Origin of the sequence: Alteromonas sp. C1M14 (assembly GCF_018860965.1) — a bacterium.
Taxonomy (GTDB): Bacteria; Pseudomonadota; Gammaproteobacteria; order Enterobacterales; family Alteromonadaceae; genus Alteromonas.
Genome location: NZ_JAHKQF010000016.1, coordinates 49,814 through 71,193, shown reverse-complemented (window position 1 = coordinate 71,193; position 21,380 = coordinate 49,814). Strand labels below are relative to the sequence as shown.

The window sequence follows — 21,380 nt, the reverse complement described above, 5'->3', positions numbered from 1 at the left end:
AGCCTGTTGCTTTCCTCTGCTTCTTGCAAAAAAGGACATCCATTGCGTAAGCTTCAGTCTGGCGCACCACTTTTTCTGATCAATTCCCTTATAACGAAACGTGATGGCGATACCGCCTGCAGAAGATGATTCGGCAGTGGCATCGGGGTATGGGTAAGCTGAGCGACCAACACTTCTGCCAATATGGGGGCGGTAACTAGACCTCTTGACCCTAGGCCGGTAAGGGTAAATAAGCGATTCGCCGGTGGCAAGGGTTGACGTTGTAGTGACTTCCCTTCAGCCAATTGTTGATAATGGTTTTCCAAGGTGGTTTGGGAAAGTAGCTGACCCACCGCAGGTTGATGATCCGGTAATGCTAAACGAACAGATGCCCGAGCTTTACCATCATGGTTCAATGTGCTGATCCAATGGCCATGTTGCAGGGCTTTTTGGTGAGTGGCCAAGTTTGTTTTAGTATCCTGCTCACGAATATCACACGCCAAATCATTTTTACTGTATGTGGAACCTAATGCATGGCGACCTTCGGTGGCGGGGGTCATGTACCCTTTATGGCACAACACGGTTTTAAGTTTATCAATGGGTAATTGGGTCGGGATGGCCTCGACTTGCCCTCGTACGGGTCGTAGGGGAAGGGCTTGCATAACCTCTACGTCAGTAGAATCGGCACCGGTGCAAACAATAAGAAAATCAAATTGATGTTGTTGTCCATTGATGTCACAAGTGACGCCGTGCTGTTGGTCCTGAATATTTGTTACTCGGCAGTTATATTGCACAGTGGTGACGTCTTTATATTCTTCCAGCAGTGCATTCACTAATTGGGGGGGAGATAGCCAGCCACCTAACGGAATGAACAAGCCCCCGAAAGGTAAGGTAACTCCTGCAATCGTTGACGCTTCATTGTTATTAACCCCTTGAATGAGTGTGTCAGGCCAGATGCCATTGGCAAGCAGTTTTTGCTGTCGCGACACCACATCCGCGGAGAAACCTAGCTGCAAAACACCGCACCACTGATGATCAAAAGGCACCGACAAGGTATCGTAAAATCGACGGGCGTAAGCAAACCCTAGCGCTTGAATTTGACTGGGAAAACTTGCCTCACTGTGAAGTTGGGGATAAAAGCCTCCCTGAGGGTTTCCAGAAGCTCCTGTGGCTAACGCGTTATCGGCGCACAGTAGGGTTGACGCGAGACCATGACGGGCAAGAACGTTTGCCAAGGTTGCTGCCGCCAGTCCACCGCCAACAATGCCTATGCGGTGAGATGATGTGGCAGGTGTACTGTTGAAACGGGCATAGGGCGGGGGCACTTGCAGGCGTTGATTGCCCGTAAAACAACCGGTAAGCATGTCTCGTTTGCGACCAAAGCCTTTTCGCTTTGCAATATCAAACCCCACTGCTTTTAAGCCCCTTTTAACCACGCCGGCCGCGGTAAACGTGGCAAATGTGGCTGAATGTTTTGACAGGCGCTGCATTTGAGTAAACAATTTGTCTGTCCACATGTCTGGGTTTTTGCTGGGGGCAAAGCCATCTAAAAACCAGGCATCCATGAGGCCCGTTGGTGATGAATGCCATTGGGGCAGAATGGTGTGTACATCACCTAGCCAGAGGTCGAGGGTAGTGCTAGCTGCCGGAAAGTGAAGTCGGTGGCAACCATCAAGAGAAAGTGGATATTGCTGAACCAACGCTGTGACATAAGGTCTTAGGGTAGGGAAGGCCGACAGGGTCTGCTGCAGATCCATGGTGCTAAGTGGATATTTTTCTGTACTTAATAAATAGAGATGCTTTAGAGGATGGGCTGGGTTTTCCTCTCTAAACTGATGAAAAGCAGCCATTGCCACAAGGCAATTTAATCCGCTACCAAATCCGGTTTCAGCGATAACGAAATACGGTTGGTCGTGATTGAACCAACGCAAGGGCAGGTCATTACCCGCCATAAAAACATGTTTGGTTTCTTCAATACCACTATCAACAGAAAAATAAACATCATCAAAATGGTCAGCAACAGGGATGCCATTGTCGTTAAAATGGACTTGTGCGGATTGGGTTTTCAAGATTCTATTGTCAATAAGTCAAAGATTGGGTGATCATACCTTGCATGGTACAGTGAGCAAAGTTAACGCTGCGGTGATAGATGAAATATTCATCGGATACACGGCGTAAACCGCTAACTATTCTCGTTGCGGACAGAAATTAGGCGTGTTGTAGACGAATTGATGTAAGTGGCACTGAAAATTAAAAAAGAGCAGACCACTTTGTTGATGAAAATCGTTACCATATGCCCCATCAAAATAAAGGGTACATTATGAGAAGAGCAGTTATTACCGGTCTGGGTATTGTTTCCAGTATTGGTGTCAATCAGGACGACGTTCTGGCGTCATTAAAAGCCGGAAAATCGGGTATTACATTTTCTGACCAATTTGCAGAGATGGGCTTACGAAGCCAGGTTTGGGGAAATGTAGATATAGATTTAACTGAACATATTGACCGCAAAGCGATGCGTTTTATGGGCGATGCCGCTGCATATGCGTATGTTGCCATGCAGCAAGCAATTGCTGATTCAGGCCTTGAAGAATCTGATGTTTCTAATGAACGCACCGGGATAATCGCCGGTTCTGGCGGTGCCAGTTCTATGAACCAGGTATTGTCGGCGGATATTTTGCGTGAAAAAGGGGTGAAACGCATGGGGCCTTATATGGTGCCTCGATGCATGGCATCCACGGTTTCTGCGTGTTTAGCAACGCCCTTCAAAATAAAAGGTGTGAATTATTCCATTGCCTCAGCGTGTGCTACCAGTGCCCATTGTATTGGTAACGCCCTGGAATTGATCCAATTAGGCAAGCAGGATGTGGTATTTGCCGGTGGAGGTGAAGAATTACACTGGTCTCTTTCAAGCCAATTTGATGCTATGGGTGCGTTGTCGTCAAAGTTCAACGAAACGCCGGCTCTCGCTTCTCGTACCTATGATGCTAATCGCGATGGGTTTGTTAGCTCAGGTGGCGGCGGTATGGTCGTGGTTGAAGAACTTGAGCATGCTTTGGCAAGAGGCGCGACCATCTACGGTGAAGTTGTGGGTTACGGCGCCACATCGGACGGTTTTGATATGGTAGCACCGTCTGGCGAAGGCGCTATCCGTTGTATGAAGATGGCGATGCAAAATGTGGAAGGCAGCATCGATTATTTAAATACCCACGGCACATCAACACCGGTCGGTGATGTAAAAGAGCTGAAAGCTATTCAAGAAGTGTTTGGTGCGGCTAATGTGCCAATCAGTGCTACAAAATCACTCACTGGGCATGCACTAGGTGCTGCAGGGGTTAACGAAGCTATTTACAGCTTATTAATGATGAAGCATAACTTTATCGCACCATCAATTAACGTTGAAACATTGGATGAAGCCGCTGAAGGGTTGGATATTGTAACGTCACCTCGTGAGGCGACATTAAACACCATTATGTCCAATAGCTTTGGCTTCGGTGGTACCAATGCCACCTTGGTGATGCAACGCTACAACGGATAAAATACCACCACTTTTGGGGTTGGTGAATGTATATAACGCCCGTCTGAAAGCTGTTTCAGACGGGCGTTTCGTTTTCGTTATGCACTCTGCTATCATACGCGCTTCGTCTTGTCTGGAAGCCATGCAGTATGACCTGTATCTACTACGAAGAGAGTATCCCTAATGGCGATGCCTATTTTTCAAGTTTAGGCACAGCTATTCCTTTTCAGGGGGCCTCGCTACAACCTGAACAATTAAAAAACGTCGATTATTTGGCTGTTCGCTCCACTACAACGGTGGACGCTACCTTGCTTTCCCACGCCAACAAACTCAAATTGGTAACAACGGCTACCGCCGGCACCAATCATATGGATCTTAGCGTGCTAGCCTCATTGAATATTCCTTGGTCCTCTGCTGGGGGATGTAACGCGGTCTCGGTGGCGGAATATGTTATCAGTGTATTGATGAATGGCTATCGACAAAAAGAATTGGATCTTGACCGTATCACAGTGGGTATTGTGGGGGCAGGTCATGTGGGCACTGCACTTAGTCATCGTTTGCAAGCACTGAATATCGCCTATAAATTGTGTGATCCACCGTTGCAAGAACAAGGTGACAGCCGCCATTTTGTTAGTATGGACGAGATCTTGACCTGTGATGTGGTAACACTGCATGTGCCCTTCGTAAAAAGTGGCCCCCATGCTACCGGCCATCTAATTGATAAAGCTGCCCTTGCTACCTTAACTGGCAAACAAATACTCATTAACGCTTGTCGCGGTGAAGTGATAGACCAGGATGCACTGCTAGATTGTTTGATGGCAAAGCAAGGTCCAACAACGGTATTAGATGTGTTCGCCAATGAACCACAAATTAATCAGGCCTTATTGCCCCATTTGTGGATGGCAACCCCCCATATTGCAGGTCACTCTATCGAGGGGAAACTGCGGGGAACACAAATGGCTTACGAGCATATTTGTTATACGATGAATTGCCCGGTGAAGCTGAGTATGGAAGATTTTCTTCCCCAACCGCCAGCCGCCCGATTTGCCCCTGAGAAGCCTTCAGCGGAAGGCTTAGATTGGGATACCCTTAGCACGCTATTGCTAGGGGGATACGATATATCAAAAGACAATACATTGTTTCAAGCCGATACCTCAAAAAGCGGATTTTTAGCGATGCGTAAACATTACCCGCAAAGACGGGAGTGCAGTGCATATGTGTTGCGCATGGTTGCCCCCATATCTGAAGGGATCACAAGCCAACTTAGTGGTCTTGGTTTTACCTTAGAACTTATTTAACACACGGTTGAAAAATCGCGGTGATAGTGGAGAAAAAGAAATTATGTCGCAAGCGTTCGATATTGCTGTATTAGGTGCTACCGGATTAGTAGGACAAGCCATCCTAGAGTTGCTAGAAGAACGAAAATTCCCGGTGGGTACAGTATATCCATTGGCCAGTGAGCGCAGTGCGGGGACCACCGTTACGTTTAAGGGCGAGGACATCGAAGTACTCAATGCCGATGAATTTGACTGGTCCCAAGTCCAATTGGGGTTCTTTTCTGCGGGTGGTGCAGTTTCTGCTAAATATGCGCCGATTGCGGCAGAGTCAGGGTGTGTGGTTATTGATAATACCTCACATTTTCGCAATGAGCCCGATGTTCCTCTTGTTGTGCCAGAGGTGAATGCACACGCGTTGGTGGACTTTAGAAATCGAAATATTATCGCCAATCCAAATTGTTCAACCATTCAGATGGTGCTGGCATTACATCCTATTCATCAGGCTGGTGGAATCGAGCGCATAAACGTGTGTACTTACCAGTCTGTATCTGGCGCTGGCACAAAAGCGATGGAAGAATTAGCCAAACAAACGGCAGGATTATTGAATACACGCCCTGTGACTCCAGAGGTATTCAGTCGACAGATTGCCTTTAATAGTATTCCTCAAATTGATGATTTTATGGATAACGACTACACCAAAGAAGAAATGAAAATGGTGTGGGAGACACAAAAAATACTTGGTGATCCCGATATATTAGTGAATGCGACGGCGGTTCGGGTACCGGTATTTTATGGTCATGGTGAAGCTATTCATCTGGAAACACGGATGCCGGTGGACGCCGCTCAAGTCACCCAATTACTGTCGCAAGCCGAGGGCGTAAAAGTGTATGAGTCTAAAGAAGCTTTCCCAACACAGGTTAGTAGCGCCAGTGGTAACGACTATGTTCATGTGGGCCGGATCCGCGATGATATCTCTCACCCCAATGGGATCAATATGTGGGTAGTGTCTGACAATGTTAGAAAAGGCGCTGCCACAAATGCGGTGCAAATCGCCGAGGTGCTTTTACGGGACTATTACTAAGATACTCGCTATCTTACTGAAGCTAGAGTTTCAGGCGTCGAGTAGGAAAATTCTTTACCGGCGTCTGCTTAGACATGCCTTTTTCTAGATAGTTGAGGTTAACTGGTTTATAGTTTTGTTAATGTATGTGATATGTGGACGAAATGGAGTAGAGTTTGCATGACACAATTTAAGCGCTGCATCGTACTGAAAATTGTCGGTTTTCTGACGTTGCTGGCGACGGTATCTGAATTTTCTGTGGAAGACGTTTGAGGGCATATAGGAACGCTATGAAATCGCAATTGACGGGCTTGCTTACTTTGCTGCTTTTACTCGCTGCGTCTGCTTCTTTGAACGCACAAGATAACGAAACCACTTTACGCGGTCCGAAAAATGCTACCAGTCAATATTCAGGTAACGTTTATGGCCCCATAGACGATAACGACACCCTTTGGCGCATTGCCAACCGCTATCGCCAGAACCCTAACTTGTCGGTTTATCAAGTTATGGTGGCAATCTATGAATTAAATCCAACCGCCTTCGAGCAAAATAACCTTAACTTGCTGGTTGATGGCGCCACACTGAAATTACCCTCCGAGCGCTATGTGGCACGTATTGATGCCGAGCGAGCAAAGCAACGGGCAATGCAAGATGAACAAGCTTTTGCCAAGCTAGCAAACCAGCCCGGAGCCTCGTTAAATAATGTTAAGCCTCCGGCTCCTTTGGTAAATCAGCAAGATCTTCTAAGCACGCGGGATGCAATAGAAGACAAGATCACTGCATTAGATAGCCAGCAAGCGGCGCAATTTGACGAATTACGGCGGCAATTTGCCGCCTCATTAGCCAATGTGCAAACTATCTTGGACGAAAATCGCAAACTGTATTCGCGAGTAGAGCAAGTTAACGAGGATCTTGCCTCCTTGCGTACCCAAGTTGAAAGCGATGTGCAAAGTCAAATGGACGAACAAACCGCGTTGCAGCGTCAATTACTCGATATGATGCTTAAAGAAGAAGCTGAACGGGAAGCAGAAAAGCAAAGCTCTTTTAGCACTACGCTGGCGCAACCGCTGACACTGATTATCGGTTCAGGGCTCATCACTTTATTGCTTGTAGGTGGATTAATCACATGGTTGTTGTCACGAGGCCGTAAAGGAAAAGAGGATGATCCTGTGGCACCCGTAGCGGCCGTTGCCACCGATGATACCGCGCCTGTGGCGGATATTGCGGCGTCGGTCACACCAAACCTGGACGATACCCCAGAACTTATAGATGACGAGCTGTTTAATGACGATGAGTTATTAGATGATGTGTTATCAAATGAACTGGAAGAGGCACTGGATGATGAATTAGAGAGCTTTGCAGATCTCGAAGATGACATGCTTGTGCCAGATGATGAGTTTGCTTTTGATGACGGTGATTCTGAACTGGATCAAGATGAGTTGGATAGTCTTTTTGATGGTGAAGCTTTATCAGATGAAACATTAGTCGCTGATTCGGATGATATTGAAGGTATTGATTTATCTGCTATGGATGCTCCAGATGCCATAGAAATTGATGATTTAGAGAATGAACAGCCCCAATCGGACCTTGCCAGCGACGATGATATTGACGCATTACTGGCGCAAAATCAGCCTGATGATACTGCTGCTGATAACGATACTGAACTACCGGATCCCGATGACATTCTGGCAGAATTTGAACAGCCAGATGAAGAGGATGCAGATAAGCCTGAAATCGATATTGACGAATTATTAGAAGAAGAGACGCCAGAAGTGCTGGCCGACTTGGATGACGAGGATATCGTCAGCGAAGACATGCTCGACAAGATTGATCGGGAGATTAATGATCAGAATGAGGCCATCGATCGCCTAGCTGACACCATTGTAACTGAGATGGAACAATTGGATCAGATGGCTGACATGCTCGGGGACGACGACGATGACGAAGAGGAAATCGTCACTGACACGTCTCCCTCTCCCCAAGGGATTCAAGATTTAGAAGCCTTAAGCGACGAGTTAGATGAAATTGACATTGAAGATATGGAAAATGCCGATGAATTTAACGAGCCCCTTTCTGATGAACTTATTGCTGATTTGCAAAGTGCTGATGATAGCAATGACGATGATATACCCACTCCCGTTGATGAAAATGAGGACTTTGACACAAAAGCGCAATCCAGTGACGACGTGCCGGCTGCTGTCGATGACTTCAACAATGAGTCAGACAACCCCATTAGCGACGATATTGATGATCCCCTTACCGATGAATTAATTGCAGAACTTGAAGGTGATATCAGCGACAGCGCGGATGAAACGGATATTTCGCAAGACCTTTTAGCTGATGAATTGTTGGCTGAATTTGGTATTCACGACGATGAATCTAGCAGTGATCTCCAAAGTGATGAGGGCGACAGTGCCGATGTCCCTGAATTGCTAATGGACGAAACGGATGCGTTATCCGAAGATTTACTCGCTGAGCTTGAAAGCGATGTCACGGTGGAAGCTGACACCAAAATCGATGGCCCCATACCGTCATTAGAAGACGAGGACGAAACACCATCAATACCAGACGATGCTCTGGAAACCGACATAACTAGTGCCTCAACGGAACAAGAGGCTGAAAATACCGATCCACTGAGCGATGCGTTAGAAGAGTTCGATCGCCAGCTCATGGAAGATATTCCGTCCCTGACCGGTTTTTCTGCGGATACCAGCTCGCTGGATAACAGCGCATCAGAGCCTGGGGAGGAAGTTCTAGAAGACATCGATGATTTTAACCTTGAGCAAGAAGTGGACGGTATTGTGCCGCCCCCTCCCGTTGAGGCAAAAGACGTTTACGATGAATTAGATGATGTGCCCGGTCTGGACGATTGGCTAACAGAAAGTAAAAACGAAGATCATCAGTTACTCGATGAGTTAGAGCAGGCCGATTTTGATGATCTGCTGGGTGATTTTGATATTAGTGAGCAAAGCGAACCGGTAGATGATAAAACTCAGCAAACTGAACCAGAGGATCTGTCTCTTGGTAACCCAGATTTAGATCTTAATGCGTTATTGTCAGATCCTGACGACACCGCTTCATCCTCATCGGAGGCGTCTGAAGCACCGCTGGCTGGCGCAGAAAACACAGAAAATGATACACAAGATGATTATCTTGACGTTGAAACATTGATGGATTCAGGTATTGACTCGCCGTCTAATGTGGACGAGCAACCTCTTGACTTAGATGTGAGTTTATCGGATTTCACCGGCGTGACTGACGACGAGGATGTCATCGATATTGATAAAGATGCAGGCCAATCTGCGAACCTTGATCTTGCTCGTGTGTATATAGAAATGGAAGACATTCCCGCCGCAAAAGAATTGCTTAGTGAAGTGATTAATTTGGGCAGTGGCGAGCAAAAAGAAGAAGCAGAAAGTTTACTGGCGCAGCTTGCTTAATAAACAGGGTGTAAGCTTGGATGTTGCATCTGATTCACTGACTGACTACACTTAGCCGATTTTTAGCATGAGGTAGGATCAGACATGGCGAGAATTGCCTTGGGTATTGAGTATGATGGTGCAGCCCTTTTCGGTTGGCAACGCCAGCAAGCAGTCCCGAGTGTTCAGGCTTATCTGGAAGACGCATTATCTAAAGTCGCTGACCAGACTATTCATGTGCAATGTGCCGGTCGCACAGATGCCGGTGTTCATGCCACAGGTCAGGTTGTACATTTTGACTGCGACGAGTTTCGTCCTGAACGCGCTTGGACCATGGGTGTGAATGCCAATCTTCCAGACGCTATTGCAGTAAAATGGTGTAAAACCGTAAGCAAAGAGTTCCATGCCCGTTTTTCTGCGACTCATCGCCGTTATCGGTATGTGATGTTTAACCACACCTTGCGTCCTGCTATTCTGCACGGCGGCGTCACCCATGTGTACGTGCCCCTCGACGCGGATCGTATGCATGAGGCTGCACAAGCGTTATTAGGGGAACAAGACTTTACCTCTTTTCGCGCGTCATTGTGCCAGTCGAAAACGCCATTTAGAAATATGTCACACATTGAAGTTTATCGGATGGGGGCCTATGTTATTGTGGACGTACGGGCAAATGCCTTTTTACATCACATGGTAAGAAACATCGTCGGGTCGTTGATAAAAGTGGGAAGCAAGGAGCAACCAGTCTCCTGGATTAGCGAGTTATTGGCTGCGAAAGATCGCACCCAGGCGGCAGCCACAGCTAAGCCAAATGGGTTGTACTTGGTGGATGTGACTTACCCTGAGGCTTTGGGAATACCCAAAGGACCTCTTGGTCCGCTTTTTTTACCCCAGTGAATTAACTGCACGGGTAAACTTCTAAGACCAGTTTTACTTTTTGCATAATCCCGTATTGTGGTCTAATACAGGGCTAGATTGCTTTATTTAATACTGTGCACCAATAAACATGAACGAAGCATGGTAACTGACAACAAGGATTTTCCTTAACATGAGCTGGATTCAAAAGATTCTTCCAAAAACACAAACATCTACTAAAGGGAATGTTCCTGAAGGTATTTGGACAAAGTGCACTCATTGCCAAGCAGTACTGTACAAGCAGGAATTAGAAAAGCTGCTAGAAGTGTGCCCTAAATGTGATAATCACATGCGTATCAGTGCCCGCAAACGTATTGATGCCTTTCTTGATGCTGGCGACCGTAAAGAACTCGGTGCCGATTTAGAGCCCCAAGATATCCTTAAATTTAAGGATTCTAAACGCTATAAAGACAGAATTAACGCCGCACAAAAAAGTACCAATGAAAAAGATGCCTTAATTGTGATGCAAGGTAAATTAAAGGGGATGCCTGTTGTGGTAGCCAGCTTTGAATTTGCATTTATGGGCGGTTCAATGGCCTCAGTGGTTGGGGCACGATTTGTTGCAGCGGTGAATGCATGTTTAGAGCACAATATGCCCTTGGTGTGTTTCTCTGCATCTGGCGGAGCACGTATGCAAGAAGCACTTATGTCGTTGATGCAAATGGCGAAAACTTCTGCAGCGCTGGCCAAAATGAGTGCTAAAGGTTTACCTTATATTTCGGTATTAACCGATCCCACCATGGGCGGGGTTTCTGCAAGCTTGGCGATGCTCGGTGATATTAACGTCGCGGAGCCTAAGGCGCTTATCGGTTTTGCTGGCCCACGAGTCATTGAACAAACCGTACGAGAAACGCTGCCAGAGGGCTTCCAGCGAAGCGAATTTTTGGTGGAGAAAGGTGCCATCGATATGATCGTTGACCGCCGAGAAATGCGTGATAAATTACATGGCTTGTTAGAAAAATTACATCGTCCAAATTAAGTGAAGAACACACTAACAGAATCCACTGGGCCAGAGCAGACTAAGTCTCTGGCCCAGTGGTTAACTTATCTTGAATCTATTCATCCTTCCACCATCGATCTCGGATTGGACAGAGTCCAACAGGTGGCGGAAGCTCTCGCGTTAAATTTCTCTTCTATTACGGTCATTACCGTTGCCGGCACCAACGGCAAGGGCACCACTTGTCGCTTTTTAGAACAGGCTTTGCTTTGTCAAGGCAAGACCACTGGGGTGTACGGTTCGCCCCATTTACTGGACTATTGTGAACGGGTTCGCCTTAATGGTCGCGATGCGGATGAGTCTGCATTTTGTGCGGCTTTTGCACGCATAGAGCAAGCGCGTGGGGCAATCAGTTTGACCTACTTTGAGTTTGGAACGCTAGCGGCTTTGTTGATGATGGTGGAAGCCAACGTACAATACGCGATTTTAGAAGTGGGGTTAGGGGGCAGACTTGATGCAACCAATATCGTCGATCCTGACATAGCGGTGATCACCACAATCGGCCTTGATCATATGGATTGGTTAGGCGATAGCCGAGATGAAATTGCCATCGAAAAAGCCGGTATTATGCGTCAGGGTGGAATCGCGGTGGTCGGAGAACTCGAGCCGCCAGCAACGCTCATTAATTTTGTCGCCCAGCATAAGATAGACGCGTGGTGGGCCAATGATGATTTCAGTTTTCAAGTTGGCGACGATGGCCAATGGCAATGGGAAAATAAAGGTAAGTCCCTGGGGCAGTATGCAACGCCGCAAATACCCATGCAAAATGTTTCAACAGCGCTAGCGGTGCTTTCTCGACTGCATCTCATGCCGCCAACAGATAAGCTAGCAACATTGATTAAAACGGTTGCGGTTCCTGGTCGCCGCCAACAGGTCGCGTCAAGCCCCGATGTGTTTGTCGATGTTGCGCATAACCCCCAAGCGTGTGCATTAATGCGCGATTGGATTTCTGAAGGGCTACAAGGCCGCTTGCATATCGTGGTTGGCATGTTAGTGGACAAATCTCTTAGTGCAACATTAGATGAATTAAACCAGATAGAGGCAACCTGGTACACGGGCAGTACCCATGGACCTCGTGGATTATCGGGTAAAGTATTAAAGCAACATCTGCAACCTACACAGCAGCAATGTGCTAAAGCATTTGATGCTGTAACCGATGCGTATCTTGCTGCACGACAATGTGCGAAAAAACATGATCGAATTTTGGTATTCGGTTCTTTTCTTACGGTGGCGGATGTATTAGCGTATCATCGGAACAGTAGTATCCAATAGGAGTGAACAGTGACCTCGGCGTTACAAAACCGTTTGGTCGGAACCGTTATTCTGGTAGCGCTAGCCGTGATTTTTCTACCAGATTTTCTCGACCGTAAAAAAGAGTCCAGTAAAGATACTTTTGTTAGTGTGCCGGCAACGCCTGCTAAAAAGCCTATCGTTGATCCTGAACCGTTCCCATCTGAGCGTGCTGCAGAGCTTTCTCAACGGCCTCTAGCAGTTGTAGATGAGCCGGTGGTGGATGACGACACAGCGGTAACATCACAGCCTGTGCAAGACAATGTGGCGGTAAACGACGATGACTTAGCCAGTCAAACGGTATTACCCAAGCCCGCCGCTGAACCAGAGGATGCAGGATGGGTTGTTCAACTAGGTAGCTTTCGACATGATAAAAATGTCAAACAGTTGCTCGCAAAATTAGAAAAAGCCGGTTACCGCGCGTTTAGTCGGCCCATAGAAACCCGTTCAGGCCCGCTGACAAAAGTATTTGTTGGGCCGGACATGGATAAGAAAAAATTGCAAAACGCGCTCCCTCACTTAAAAGAAGTGACGGGCCTAAAAGGCAAGGTCACCACCTTTAAGGTGGAATAGTAATAAGTTATTGGGTAGGGCAGCTTAACGCTAAAAAGGTAAGGCCATGAACCGGCAACATTTGCTTACTTTCTTCGAACATTTTTGCGTGTGCTTACAACATTACACACTGGTAATCTTCGAAGCTTCTGTTAGAATGCGCGCCATCTCGCAGAGGGCAGCAAACCATGCGTGCTTAACCACAGACGGACTGATTAGAGCTTGATGAACTGGGTCGACTTTTCCATTATTGGTATTATCATCGCTTCTACGCTGATAAGCCTAATGCGTGGTTTTGTTAAAGAAGCCATTTCCTTAGTTGTGTGGTTTGGCGCACTGTTTATTGCCAGTGAATTTCACGCCGACCTTGCTGTTTATTTTACGCAGATTGGCGATCCGGTATTACGCAATGGCGCCGCCATTGTATTGCTTTTTATTGTTACGCTAATTTTAGGTGGCATGTTTAATCATATTGTTGGTCAATTAGTCCAAGCGTCTGGACTATCAAGTACTGACCGAGCGCTCGGTGCCGTTTTCGGTGGTTTACGTGGCGTACTCATTGTCAGCGCTTTGTTATTTTTCATGGATACTTTTACTGAAGCTGCAAGCTCTAATTGGTGGAGCCAGTCAATTTTAATCCCCGAATTTGGTGTGATTATTGAGTGGTTTTTTACCTTCGTGAAAGACAGCTCCAGTTTTTTAAAACCCGCTTGATATAGGTAACGCTAATGTGTGGTATTGTCGGAATTGTTGGTAAAACACCGGTTGCTCAATCGTTGTATGATGGATTAACGGTTCTACAGCATCGAGGTCAAGATGCGGCTGGGATCATTACTATTGATCATAACCGTTTTAACCTAAGAAAGGGCAATGGCTTAGTGCGGGACGTTTTCCACACGCGGCACATGAAGCGATTGTCTGGCACAATGGGAATTGGCCATTGTCGGTATCCAACCGCGGGTACGTCTAGTTCGGCAGAAGCCCAACCATTTTATGTGAACTCACCTTTTGGTATTGCCTTTGCTCATAACGGTAACCTTACCAATTCCCACGATTTACAAGAAGAAGTGTTTCGTATTGCCAGACGGCATATTAACACCTCATCTGATTCTGAATTGTTGCTAAATATCTTGGCTCATGAGTTACAACAGTGCACCGATCTTACCGTTACAGCGAAAGATATCTTTAAAGTTGTTACAACGGTACATAAGAAGATACGCGGTGCCTATGCGGTTGTTGCTGCGATTATCGGGCAGGGTGTGGTCGCGTTTAGAGACCCTCACGGGATCCGTCCTCTTGCACTTGGCAAGCGGATCACCGAAATGGGCGAGGAATACATGGTTGCCTCTGAAAGCGTGGCCTTAGATGCGGTTGGCTTTACCTTTATTCGTGATGTTGCGCCAGGAGAAGCGGTATATATCACCGAGCAAGGCGAATTGCATACTCAGCAATGTGCTGAAGCCCCCACCACGTCGCCGTGTATTTTTGAGTTCGTTTATTTTGCACGTCCTGACACCTTTATCGACGGCATTTCTGTTTATGCCTCGCGGGTAAATATGGGCCGCAAATTGGGTGAAAAGATAAAGAAAGAGTGGGCAGATCTTGATATCGATGTGGTTATACCTATTCCTGAAACTTCCATGGATGTGGCTTTACAGATTGCCACCACGCTTGATTTACCGTACCGACAAGGTTTTGTAAAAAACCGATATATCGGGCGTACATTTATTATGCCTGGGCAAACTCAGCGTAAGCAGTCAGTACGTCGTAAACTCAATGCTATCTCGTCAGAATTTAAAGGCAAAAATGTGCTTTTGGTAGACGACTCCATTGTACGAGGAACGACATCAGGGCAAATTATTGAAATGGCTCGAGAATCTGGTGCGAAGAAAGTGTATTTTGCCTCAGCAGCGCCAGAAATTCGGTTCCCCAATGTGTACGGCATAGATATGCCATCGGCGAATGAGTTAATTGCTTATGGCAGAGAAATCGACCAAATTGCAGATCTTATTCAGGCTGACGGGCTTATCTTCCAAGATATTGAAGATCTTGTAAACGCGGTAAAAGAAGAAAACCCTGAGATCCAACGCTTTGAAACCTCTGTATTTGACGGTAATTATATCACCGCGGATATTGACCAAGATTATCTAGAGCGTATAGATATAGCGCGAGGCGAAGCGGCAAAACAAGCGCCGGTGGTACAAGCTGAACTTTCAAATCTTGAAATGCATAATATGGATAGCGATAACTGATTTAGATTAGTTAGGTGACCGATATAAAAAGCCGCTCTAAAGAGCGGCTTTTGCTTAAGGATATGGAGTGAAATTTAGTAATCAGTGGACATAAATTGGGCCGAAACCCATGCTCCAAACGATTACCGTGCTGGCCATTAATATGGCCAATAACACCAGACCGCACGTCACTACAGAACTGGCATAAATAAACCCTTTACCGTCAGGAATGTGCATCATGATGGGGGTGCCTGAATATAACAAATAGACTGAATAGGACAGGCCCACCAAGCCAATACTCATCACAAACCAAAGTTCAGGGTATAAACCGGCAAAGCCCGTCATAAAGAGAGGCGTGGCAGTATAAGCGGCGAGATCTAAGGATTGAGTGAAATTGGGGTGAGCGTCGAAGGCATTGGCAAGCTCGTGTATCATATAGGTGAGCAAGAGCACCCCAATGATCAAGCCGAAATACATGCCAGTGGCAAGCATGGCGGCACTTTGTTCTGTTAATTTAATCAGGTCGCCAGCACCGATGCTCCAGCCTATGTGCGCCCCTGAGTAGTAGGTAATTAATGCGGGAATGAGGGCGATGACAGCAATGTGACTTAAAGGGTAAATGTAACTTTCACGTTTCTCATCAATGTCCTGCCATTCTTCTTGTGGACGCGTATAAATACCGAGCAAATGGTTTAAAATCATAGATTACACCTTGTTCTAAGGGCGCTGCCCACTGTTGTTATCTTTATTGTTAATATAATTAACATTTATTTTACAATGAGTGTGTATCAAGTTTTCAAACACGTCAACTAATTTGTTGATTAAAAAATGTTCAGTTTCGGTGGTTCTTAATAAATATTATATTTATTAAATGTTTAGCAAGGCTTAAGAAAAGTAGGGGCTTGTATCCTATGTACCAAAATGAGAGGGTTTAATGGAATCTTTACAATATGCGTCTTTATTAGCGCCTATTAATGCATTTATTCACTGCAGTACCCCTGATGCATGGACTCAAAAGGCTGCGCAAAAAGAAAATTTGCCGGTATTGCTTATCGATCACTGCAATTGCGAGCTAAAAGATAATATGTGCACATTATGATATTGTTAGCTGCATCATTGATAGGAGTTGGAAATGGACGCAAGTAATCTCTCAGGGAATGTTTATCTATACCAGCGTTTTAGTTCTTCAAAGCAAGAAGGGAATAGCTCCCTTTTCCGTCAAGGTGAGGCGCAGAAAGAGTGGTTGAGTCGTCACCCAAATTGTGTGGTTGTTGAATTGGATGAACAACCATTGATAGATTCAGGGGTATCTGCTTATAAAGGCAAGCATGTTGAACATGGTTCTTTAGGACGATTGGTTAAGGCAATTGAATCAGGGTTAGTTGAAACTGGCTCAATTATCCTTGTTGAGCATTTTTCTCGTTTGACTCGCATGGATATTGATCAGTCTGAAGATTTGATTAAGAAAATCTGGAAGCATGGTGTTTCAATAGTCACAGCAAGAGGTAACAATTACTATCCACCTGAAGCCGTGAACGATACTAAGTCACGCATTGCACTGATCATTGAAATCGAAAAAGCTCACGAAGAATCTAAATGGCGTTCAAAAAAAGTTAAGAGTTCTTGGCGGCAGAGAGAATCCTTAGCCAGAGAACATAAGATCCCTCCTCGAATGAGAATGCCTTTTTGGTTAAGTCCTGATGGCACATTGAATGAATTCGCACCTGTTGTAAGAGATTTGTTCAGTTTACACGCTATGGGTAAGGGGCAAATTGTAATTGCTCGGGAATTACGTGAGCGCTATGGTTCAATTAAGCCACTTTTGAATCATAATCCGACGAAGCTCATAAGAATTCTTCAAAATGAAAAATGTATAGGTAAAGTTTATGGTGAAAAACTTTATGAAGCAGTAGTCGACGAAGAAACTTTTTACAGTGCACAGAGAATACATCAAGAAAGGCTCTATACCAGTATTAGGGAAGACCGAAAGTGGCCACTGCACGGTATGGTTAAATGTGGTCATTGCGGCAGTGGAATGAGCATACAGCAATCTAAAGATTCATTACCTTTGATTCGGTGTAGCAGGAAACAGCGATCTGGGGGAGATAGCTGTCAATCCGCAAGTACCTTTCCTTATGTGATCGCTTATCATTTTTTTATTATTTATATAGAGCCAGTATTGATGGCTATGATGACTGACAACAAGCGACTAAAAAGCTTTGAGTTAGATCAAGTTAAGCTTCAACAAGAAATTCGGAAGTCTAAAGCAGAATTAGCAGAAGCCGATTTGCATCGTAAAGCCAGACTTGATGCAGGGAAAAATGCAAAAGCATCGTTGACGATTATGGATGAGCTGCAAGATAACATTGATAGCTTAGAAGAAAGCCTTTCTGTAGTTCATGCTAAAATTGCAGCTCAAAAGTCTCTATCAAGTATATCTAAAGATATCTACGAGCTTTCTGTTGAGAACCCAAAAGAGTATAATCTGGAACTTAATAAAACGGGTTTAAAAATACACTTGAAAGATAAGAAACTTTCTTTTTATGACCCTGACAACAAACGAGAAATTGCCTCATTGCGCTATGTTAAATATAACCGCAGCCGACTTAGTTATGAATATACATTCCAAGGCGTCAAAGAGTATTATAAGACAGAGTTGCATAGCAGTGAAGTGAGAACGAAAGACTGGACGTTAGACAAACTATTGAACCCTCGTCGAGAACGTACCATGACGCCAAACGATTTAGCTGCGTTAATGCATAACTTGAAAATTCATGAACAAAGCGGAACTTCATTTAAATTGAAGTCAAATGAGTAGTATTTAAAATGAGCTTAGATAATATTGAGGCTTTATTAAAACCCATTAACGGTTTTCTCAAATGTGAGACACCTTTGGAATGGATCAGCGAAGCTAAAAAGAGTTGTAAATTGCCTGTATTACTTCGGGATCACTTGGTGTGTGAGTTGAAGGCTGCTCAGAGCGCTATGTTCCTAATACGTCGCTATGCTGTCGATGCTGACAGTGCTAAAGCCCTGCTAGAGTGGCTGAAACCCTACGAAGACTTCACATATCGTCATATTGGCGATTGGCGAGATCTAGAGAAACTAAAACTCAATAAATCAATGATCGTAAAATCTGGAGGTCGTTACGAACAAGAATTAGTTGATAAAATGGTGATGTTAATTCGTGAAGAATTGCATCATTTCTATCAAGTTTTGGAAGTCATGAATGAATACGGGATTGAGTATGAGAATATCAATTCAAGTCGTTATGCTAAGGGGCTCCTCAAGCACGTTAAAACGCATGAGCCTGATGCGCTGATAGATAAGTTGATATGTGGCGCTTATATTGAAGCACGCTCTTGTGAGCGCTTCGCTAAGATAGCTCCCCATCTTGATAAAAGGCTAGGTGATTTTTATATATCACTCCTGCGTTCTGAAGCGCGTCATTATCAAGATTACCTAGAGCTCGCAGAAAATATTGCTGGTAAAGATATTTCAGAACGAATTGCCTTTTTTGGTGAGGTCGAAGCTGATCTAATTGTGTCACCTGATAATGACTTCAAATTTCACTCAGGTTTGCCTGTGTTGAAAGTGCTAGGTTAAATTGTGTACTCACTACACAATTTCTATACGCTTCGCTAAAATTGTACGTTCGTATTTAAAGCCTGATGACTAGTAATTTAGGTTAACAAGTAGATTGTGCTCAAGCTAACGATGTTACCAATTAACAGGTGGTATGTATCGGATAAAGCTTGAGCTGTAAAGTTTAATGCACTAACTAAATATTCAGCTTAGGTAAGCTTTTAACTATTTTCATCGTTTCCAAACTGACAGTGATAACGCGTTGGAATAGCTCTAATGGGTATTTAGCATTGCCCATTGTTTCAGTTGCCCAATCAGAATATAACCAAATTTTTGAATATAAATCTTTATAAGTTGGTTCGTTTTTAAAGTAGGTAACAATGAGTTCTTCGAAGTAAGTACCTTTTTCTCGTTCTGTTTTTGACGTTTGGCGGTAATTTTCTAGTAACTCTTTTAATGCGCTCATTATTTATCCGTAAATTATATTCTTATTGATATTTACTGCACATGAATAATACGAGCAAACTTACGTGTTATTCAACTAGTGCCATTGAAGCAGGGAAGGATACAATATTTTTGCTTTTTTGAATACGGAAATACCTATTCGCCCCTTAAATCGACGTAAATGTGTTTGTCTATTATGATGTGCGTTGAGGCAGCTTATAAGTGCTTCGATTTGTCTTTAATTAGAGATCTATCCAAACATTTAGCACTTATGGAGGAGTATGATGAGTTGCAGTTACTTGTTAGATTCTTCTGTTTCTTGCCTTGACGCTCTCATTGTTAAGCTTTCTTTTCATCTGATGAATTATTTCGAGCAATTGCTTGATAATTGAAGTCGATTTAGTTCGTGACTCGGTTATCTTCTTTTCGTAATGCGTTTTTAATTTGTCTATTGCGTACATGTAAGGATTCACCTTGCCAATGCTCTCAGGATGGCTTAAACCTGCTTGTTTAATGTATATCAACGACGTTTGAACAGCATTATGATAATCCTTAATTGTCTGATGTTTGCAACGCGCTCTCTTCTTACCTCGCTGCAATCCTAAACCCTTCAATTCATTATGATAAGAATCTTGCATAGCTTGCAGTTTTACTTTACCTCCTGTGATATCTCGCGCACAGAGGCCGTATTTCCCACCCTTTTTAGGTTTCAAAGGTAATACACAAAGATGAATGTGCGGTGTGCTCTCATCGAGGTGAATGACAGCTGAGATAAGGTTCTCGCCATACGCAGACTTTGCCCAAGCCAAAGATTGTTTAGCCCACTGACTTACTCGTTTATTCGCATCACTGCGATACTCCCTTTTATCATTTTGAAACACAAATTCAGGTGAGAACGTTAATACGAATTCTAAAGCTAGAACCCCATTTTTACGCAGCTTTTTGATACCGTGCTCATCAAGCCTTGTTTTTATTTTAGATACTATATTGTTATCGCCAATAAGAGTCTTATTTAGATGAGAACGGCTGGAGTCTGCATTAGGCGTGGGGTTGAGTCTAAACCAATGGTTGGCCATGGCCGCTAGCGCGGCATAGCTTTTCACTTTTTCAACGCGAAGTATCGCATATGGAGAGTCTGAGTCCATTGTTAGAACCCGAGACTTTTGAGCTGATTGATAAGTGAATCAGCAGTATCGATTTTGCCTGTTTTATTTACTTTATTGTTGGTGTTTTGCCTTTTGGCTGGGTGAGGTACTCGCCTCAAGGTACAGCAAAGCGTAATGTCGAACTCTTTGCAATATATCCATGCATCAGTGTCTTTATCACAACTCAATGAAGCACGAAAAAAAATTGATAGATTTTCCTCATCTTCGTACGAAAACCAAAAGTTCAGAGAGTAAGGTTTGTCTACAAGGTGGTCTTTAGACCTGAATTGCATTAGCTTGTTCTCTCTTATGTGAGTAAGTATGTGCTCGGTAATACATGAGGGATATCGTGTAGTAACGTTCGGGATGATGAGAACTAAAGGTGATTCATTATCAAGCTCGATTTCACTGAGGATATTGCTATGTGAAGCTAAACCCATGACTTTAGCTTTTATGCAGAAATCACTGTTTATCATTTTGATCGGGTTGTGCGTTTTCATATTCTACTTCCTGTTTTTTTCTATGCCTGAACAAGATGTTCAAACTTTCTTTCCTTAAAAAAACTTATCACAATTGTCTAACTAGTCATCATGAAGTAGTTATATTTTTGAATGAACTTCATAAAAGTATTAAGTGATAATTTCCTTGATGTTGCGTTCGGTAAATATTCAATACTTTCATTGTAGGATGAAGTGTCTAGTAGTCACATTACAGAAAGGTAACTCAGAGCATATGAAGTTGCATAAGGAATTCAGGCAAGAAGCAGTGGCCGCCAAATAAAGCATTTGTGTTAGCACTGGTAAAAGAATTTAGACAACGGTCGCCATCCCAGTATAGATAAGTAGTAGTACCGAACAAGAAAAGCACCTTAAAATTTGTTTTGGAATCAATTGTGGTGCCATTTATTAAAACATAGTTTAAAGGTAACGTTTTAGCGAGCTTACTCAGTTAAATGCAACGATATCAATAACAATA

17 protein-coding genes are annotated in these 21,380 nt (G+C 44.3%); 13 read left to right on the top strand and 4 right to left on the bottom strand.

The window, feature by feature from the left end; all coding sequences use genetic code 11:
- Positions 1–53 precede the first annotated feature (53 nt).
- Positions 54–2,048 carry a bifunctional tRNA (5-methylaminomethyl-2-thiouridine)(34)-methyltransferase MnmD/FAD-dependent 5-carboxymethylaminomethyl-2-thiouridine(34) oxidoreductase MnmC gene (mnmC, locus tag KO501_RS16060; protein ID WP_216030712.1) on the bottom strand — a complete coding sequence of 665 codons (1,995 nt, stop codon included), beginning with the start codon at positions 2,046–2,048 and terminating at the stop codon, positions 54–56.
- Positions 2,049–2,299: 251 nt separating this feature from the next.
- Here mnmC and fabB point away from each other — a divergent pair, with 251 nt between their 5' ends.
- From fabB to purF, 10 genes are all read left to right on the top strand, one after another.
- Entirely contained in the window at positions 2,300–3,514 is a 1,215-nt protein-coding gene (gene fabB, locus KO501_RS16055; protein ID WP_216030711.1) for a beta-ketoacyl-ACP synthase I, read from the top strand.
- Between the two features lie 128 nt (positions 3,515–3,642).
- Positions 3,643–4,791 carry a 4-phosphoerythronate dehydrogenase gene (locus KO501_RS16050; RefSeq protein WP_216030710.1) on the top strand — a complete coding sequence of 383 codons (1,149 nt, stop codon included), beginning with the start codon at positions 3,643–3,645 and terminating at the stop codon, positions 4,789–4,791.
- 43 nt (positions 4,792–4,834) lie between these two features.
- The gene (locus KO501_RS16045) at positions 4,835–5,851 is read left to right on the top strand and encodes an aspartate-semialdehyde dehydrogenase (RefSeq protein ID WP_216030709.1); all 1,017 of its coding nucleotides are present in this window, start codon (positions 4,835–4,837) and stop codon (positions 5,849–5,851) included.
- 269 nt (positions 5,852–6,120) lie between these two features.
- On the top strand, positions 6,121–9,270 hold the full coding sequence (locus tag KO501_RS16040) for a FimV/HubP family polar landmark protein (RefSeq protein ID WP_216030708.1): 3,150 nt from the start codon (positions 6,121–6,123) through the stop codon (positions 9,268–9,270).
- A gap of 84 nt (positions 9,271–9,354) precedes the next feature.
- On the top strand, positions 9,355–10,143 hold the full coding sequence (gene truA / locus KO501_RS16035) for a tRNA pseudouridine(38-40) synthase TruA (RefSeq protein ID WP_216030707.1): 789 nt from the start codon (positions 9,355–9,357) through the stop codon (positions 10,141–10,143).
- A gap of 151 nt (positions 10,144–10,294) precedes the next feature.
- Positions 10,295–11,140, top strand: coding sequence for an acetyl-CoA carboxylase, carboxyltransferase subunit beta (accD, locus tag KO501_RS16030; RefSeq protein WP_216030706.1), 846 nt, complete (start codon positions 10,295–10,297; stop codon positions 11,138–11,140).
- Positions 11,141–12,430, top strand: a complete 1,290-nt coding sequence (gene folC, locus KO501_RS16025; RefSeq protein ID WP_216030705.1) for a bifunctional tetrahydrofolate synthase/dihydrofolate synthase — start codon at positions 11,141–11,143, stop codon at positions 12,428–12,430.
- 9 nt (positions 12,431–12,439) lie between these two features.
- Complete coding sequence (locus KO501_RS16020) at positions 12,440–13,021, top strand: SPOR domain-containing protein (protein ID WP_216030704.1); 582 nt, start codon at positions 12,440–12,442, stop codon at positions 13,019–13,021.
- Between the two features lie 204 nt (positions 13,022–13,225).
- Entirely contained in the window at positions 13,226–13,714 is a 489-nt protein-coding gene (locus KO501_RS16015; protein WP_216030784.1) for a CvpA family protein, read from the top strand.
- Positions 13,715–13,728: 14 nt separating this feature from the next.
- The gene (gene purF / locus KO501_RS16010; protein ID WP_216030703.1) at positions 13,729–15,252 is read left to right on the top strand and encodes an amidophosphoribosyltransferase; all 1,524 of its coding nucleotides are present in this window, start codon (positions 13,729–13,731) and stop codon (positions 15,250–15,252) included.
- Positions 15,253–15,333: 81 nt separating this feature from the next.
- On the opposite strand, the gene KO501_RS16005 is transcribed toward purF, so the two are convergent.
- Positions 15,334–15,933, bottom strand: coding sequence for a Yip1 family protein (locus KO501_RS16005; RefSeq protein WP_216030702.1), 600 nt, complete (start codon positions 15,931–15,933; stop codon positions 15,334–15,336).
- A gap of 232 nt (positions 15,934–16,165) precedes the next feature.
- On the opposite strand from KO501_RS16005, the gene miaE (KO501_RS16000) reads away from it, so the two are divergent.
- From miaE (KO501_RS16000) to miaE (KO501_RS15990), 3 genes are read left to right on the top strand one after another with little or no spacing between them, the layout of a single operon-like run.
- Positions 16,166–16,330 (top strand): tRNA isopentenyl-2-thiomethyl-A-37 hydroxylase MiaE, encoded by a 165-nt coding sequence (miaE, locus tag KO501_RS16000; RefSeq protein ID WP_216030701.1) that lies wholly within the window; start codon positions 16,166–16,168, stop codon positions 16,328–16,330.
- Between the two features lie 33 nt (positions 16,331–16,363).
- Complete coding sequence (locus KO501_RS15995; RefSeq protein WP_216030700.1) at positions 16,364–18,049, top strand: recombinase family protein; 1,686 nt, start codon at positions 16,364–16,366, stop codon at positions 18,047–18,049.
- A gap of 23 nt (positions 18,050–18,072) precedes the next feature.
- Positions 18,073–18,837: a tRNA isopentenyl-2-thiomethyl-A-37 hydroxylase MiaE gene (gene miaE / locus KO501_RS15990; protein WP_216030783.1), complete on the top strand. Its 765-nt coding sequence runs from the start codon at positions 18,073–18,075 to the stop codon at positions 18,835–18,837.
- Between the two features lie 175 nt (positions 18,838–19,012).
- Here miaE (KO501_RS15990) and KO501_RS15985 read toward each other — a convergent pair whose 3' ends face one another.
- Together KO501_RS15985 and mobV are read right to left on the bottom strand one after the other, a co-directional pair.
- On the bottom strand, positions 19,013–19,282 hold the full coding sequence (locus tag KO501_RS15985; protein WP_216030699.1) for a hypothetical protein: 270 nt from the start codon (positions 19,280–19,282) through the stop codon (positions 19,013–19,015).
- Between the two features lie 280 nt (positions 19,283–19,562).
- Positions 19,563–20,405, bottom strand: coding sequence for a MobV family relaxase (gene mobV, locus KO501_RS15980; RefSeq protein WP_216030698.1), 843 nt, complete (start codon positions 20,403–20,405; stop codon positions 19,563–19,565).
- Between the last annotated feature and the right edge of the window lie 975 nt (positions 20,406–21,380).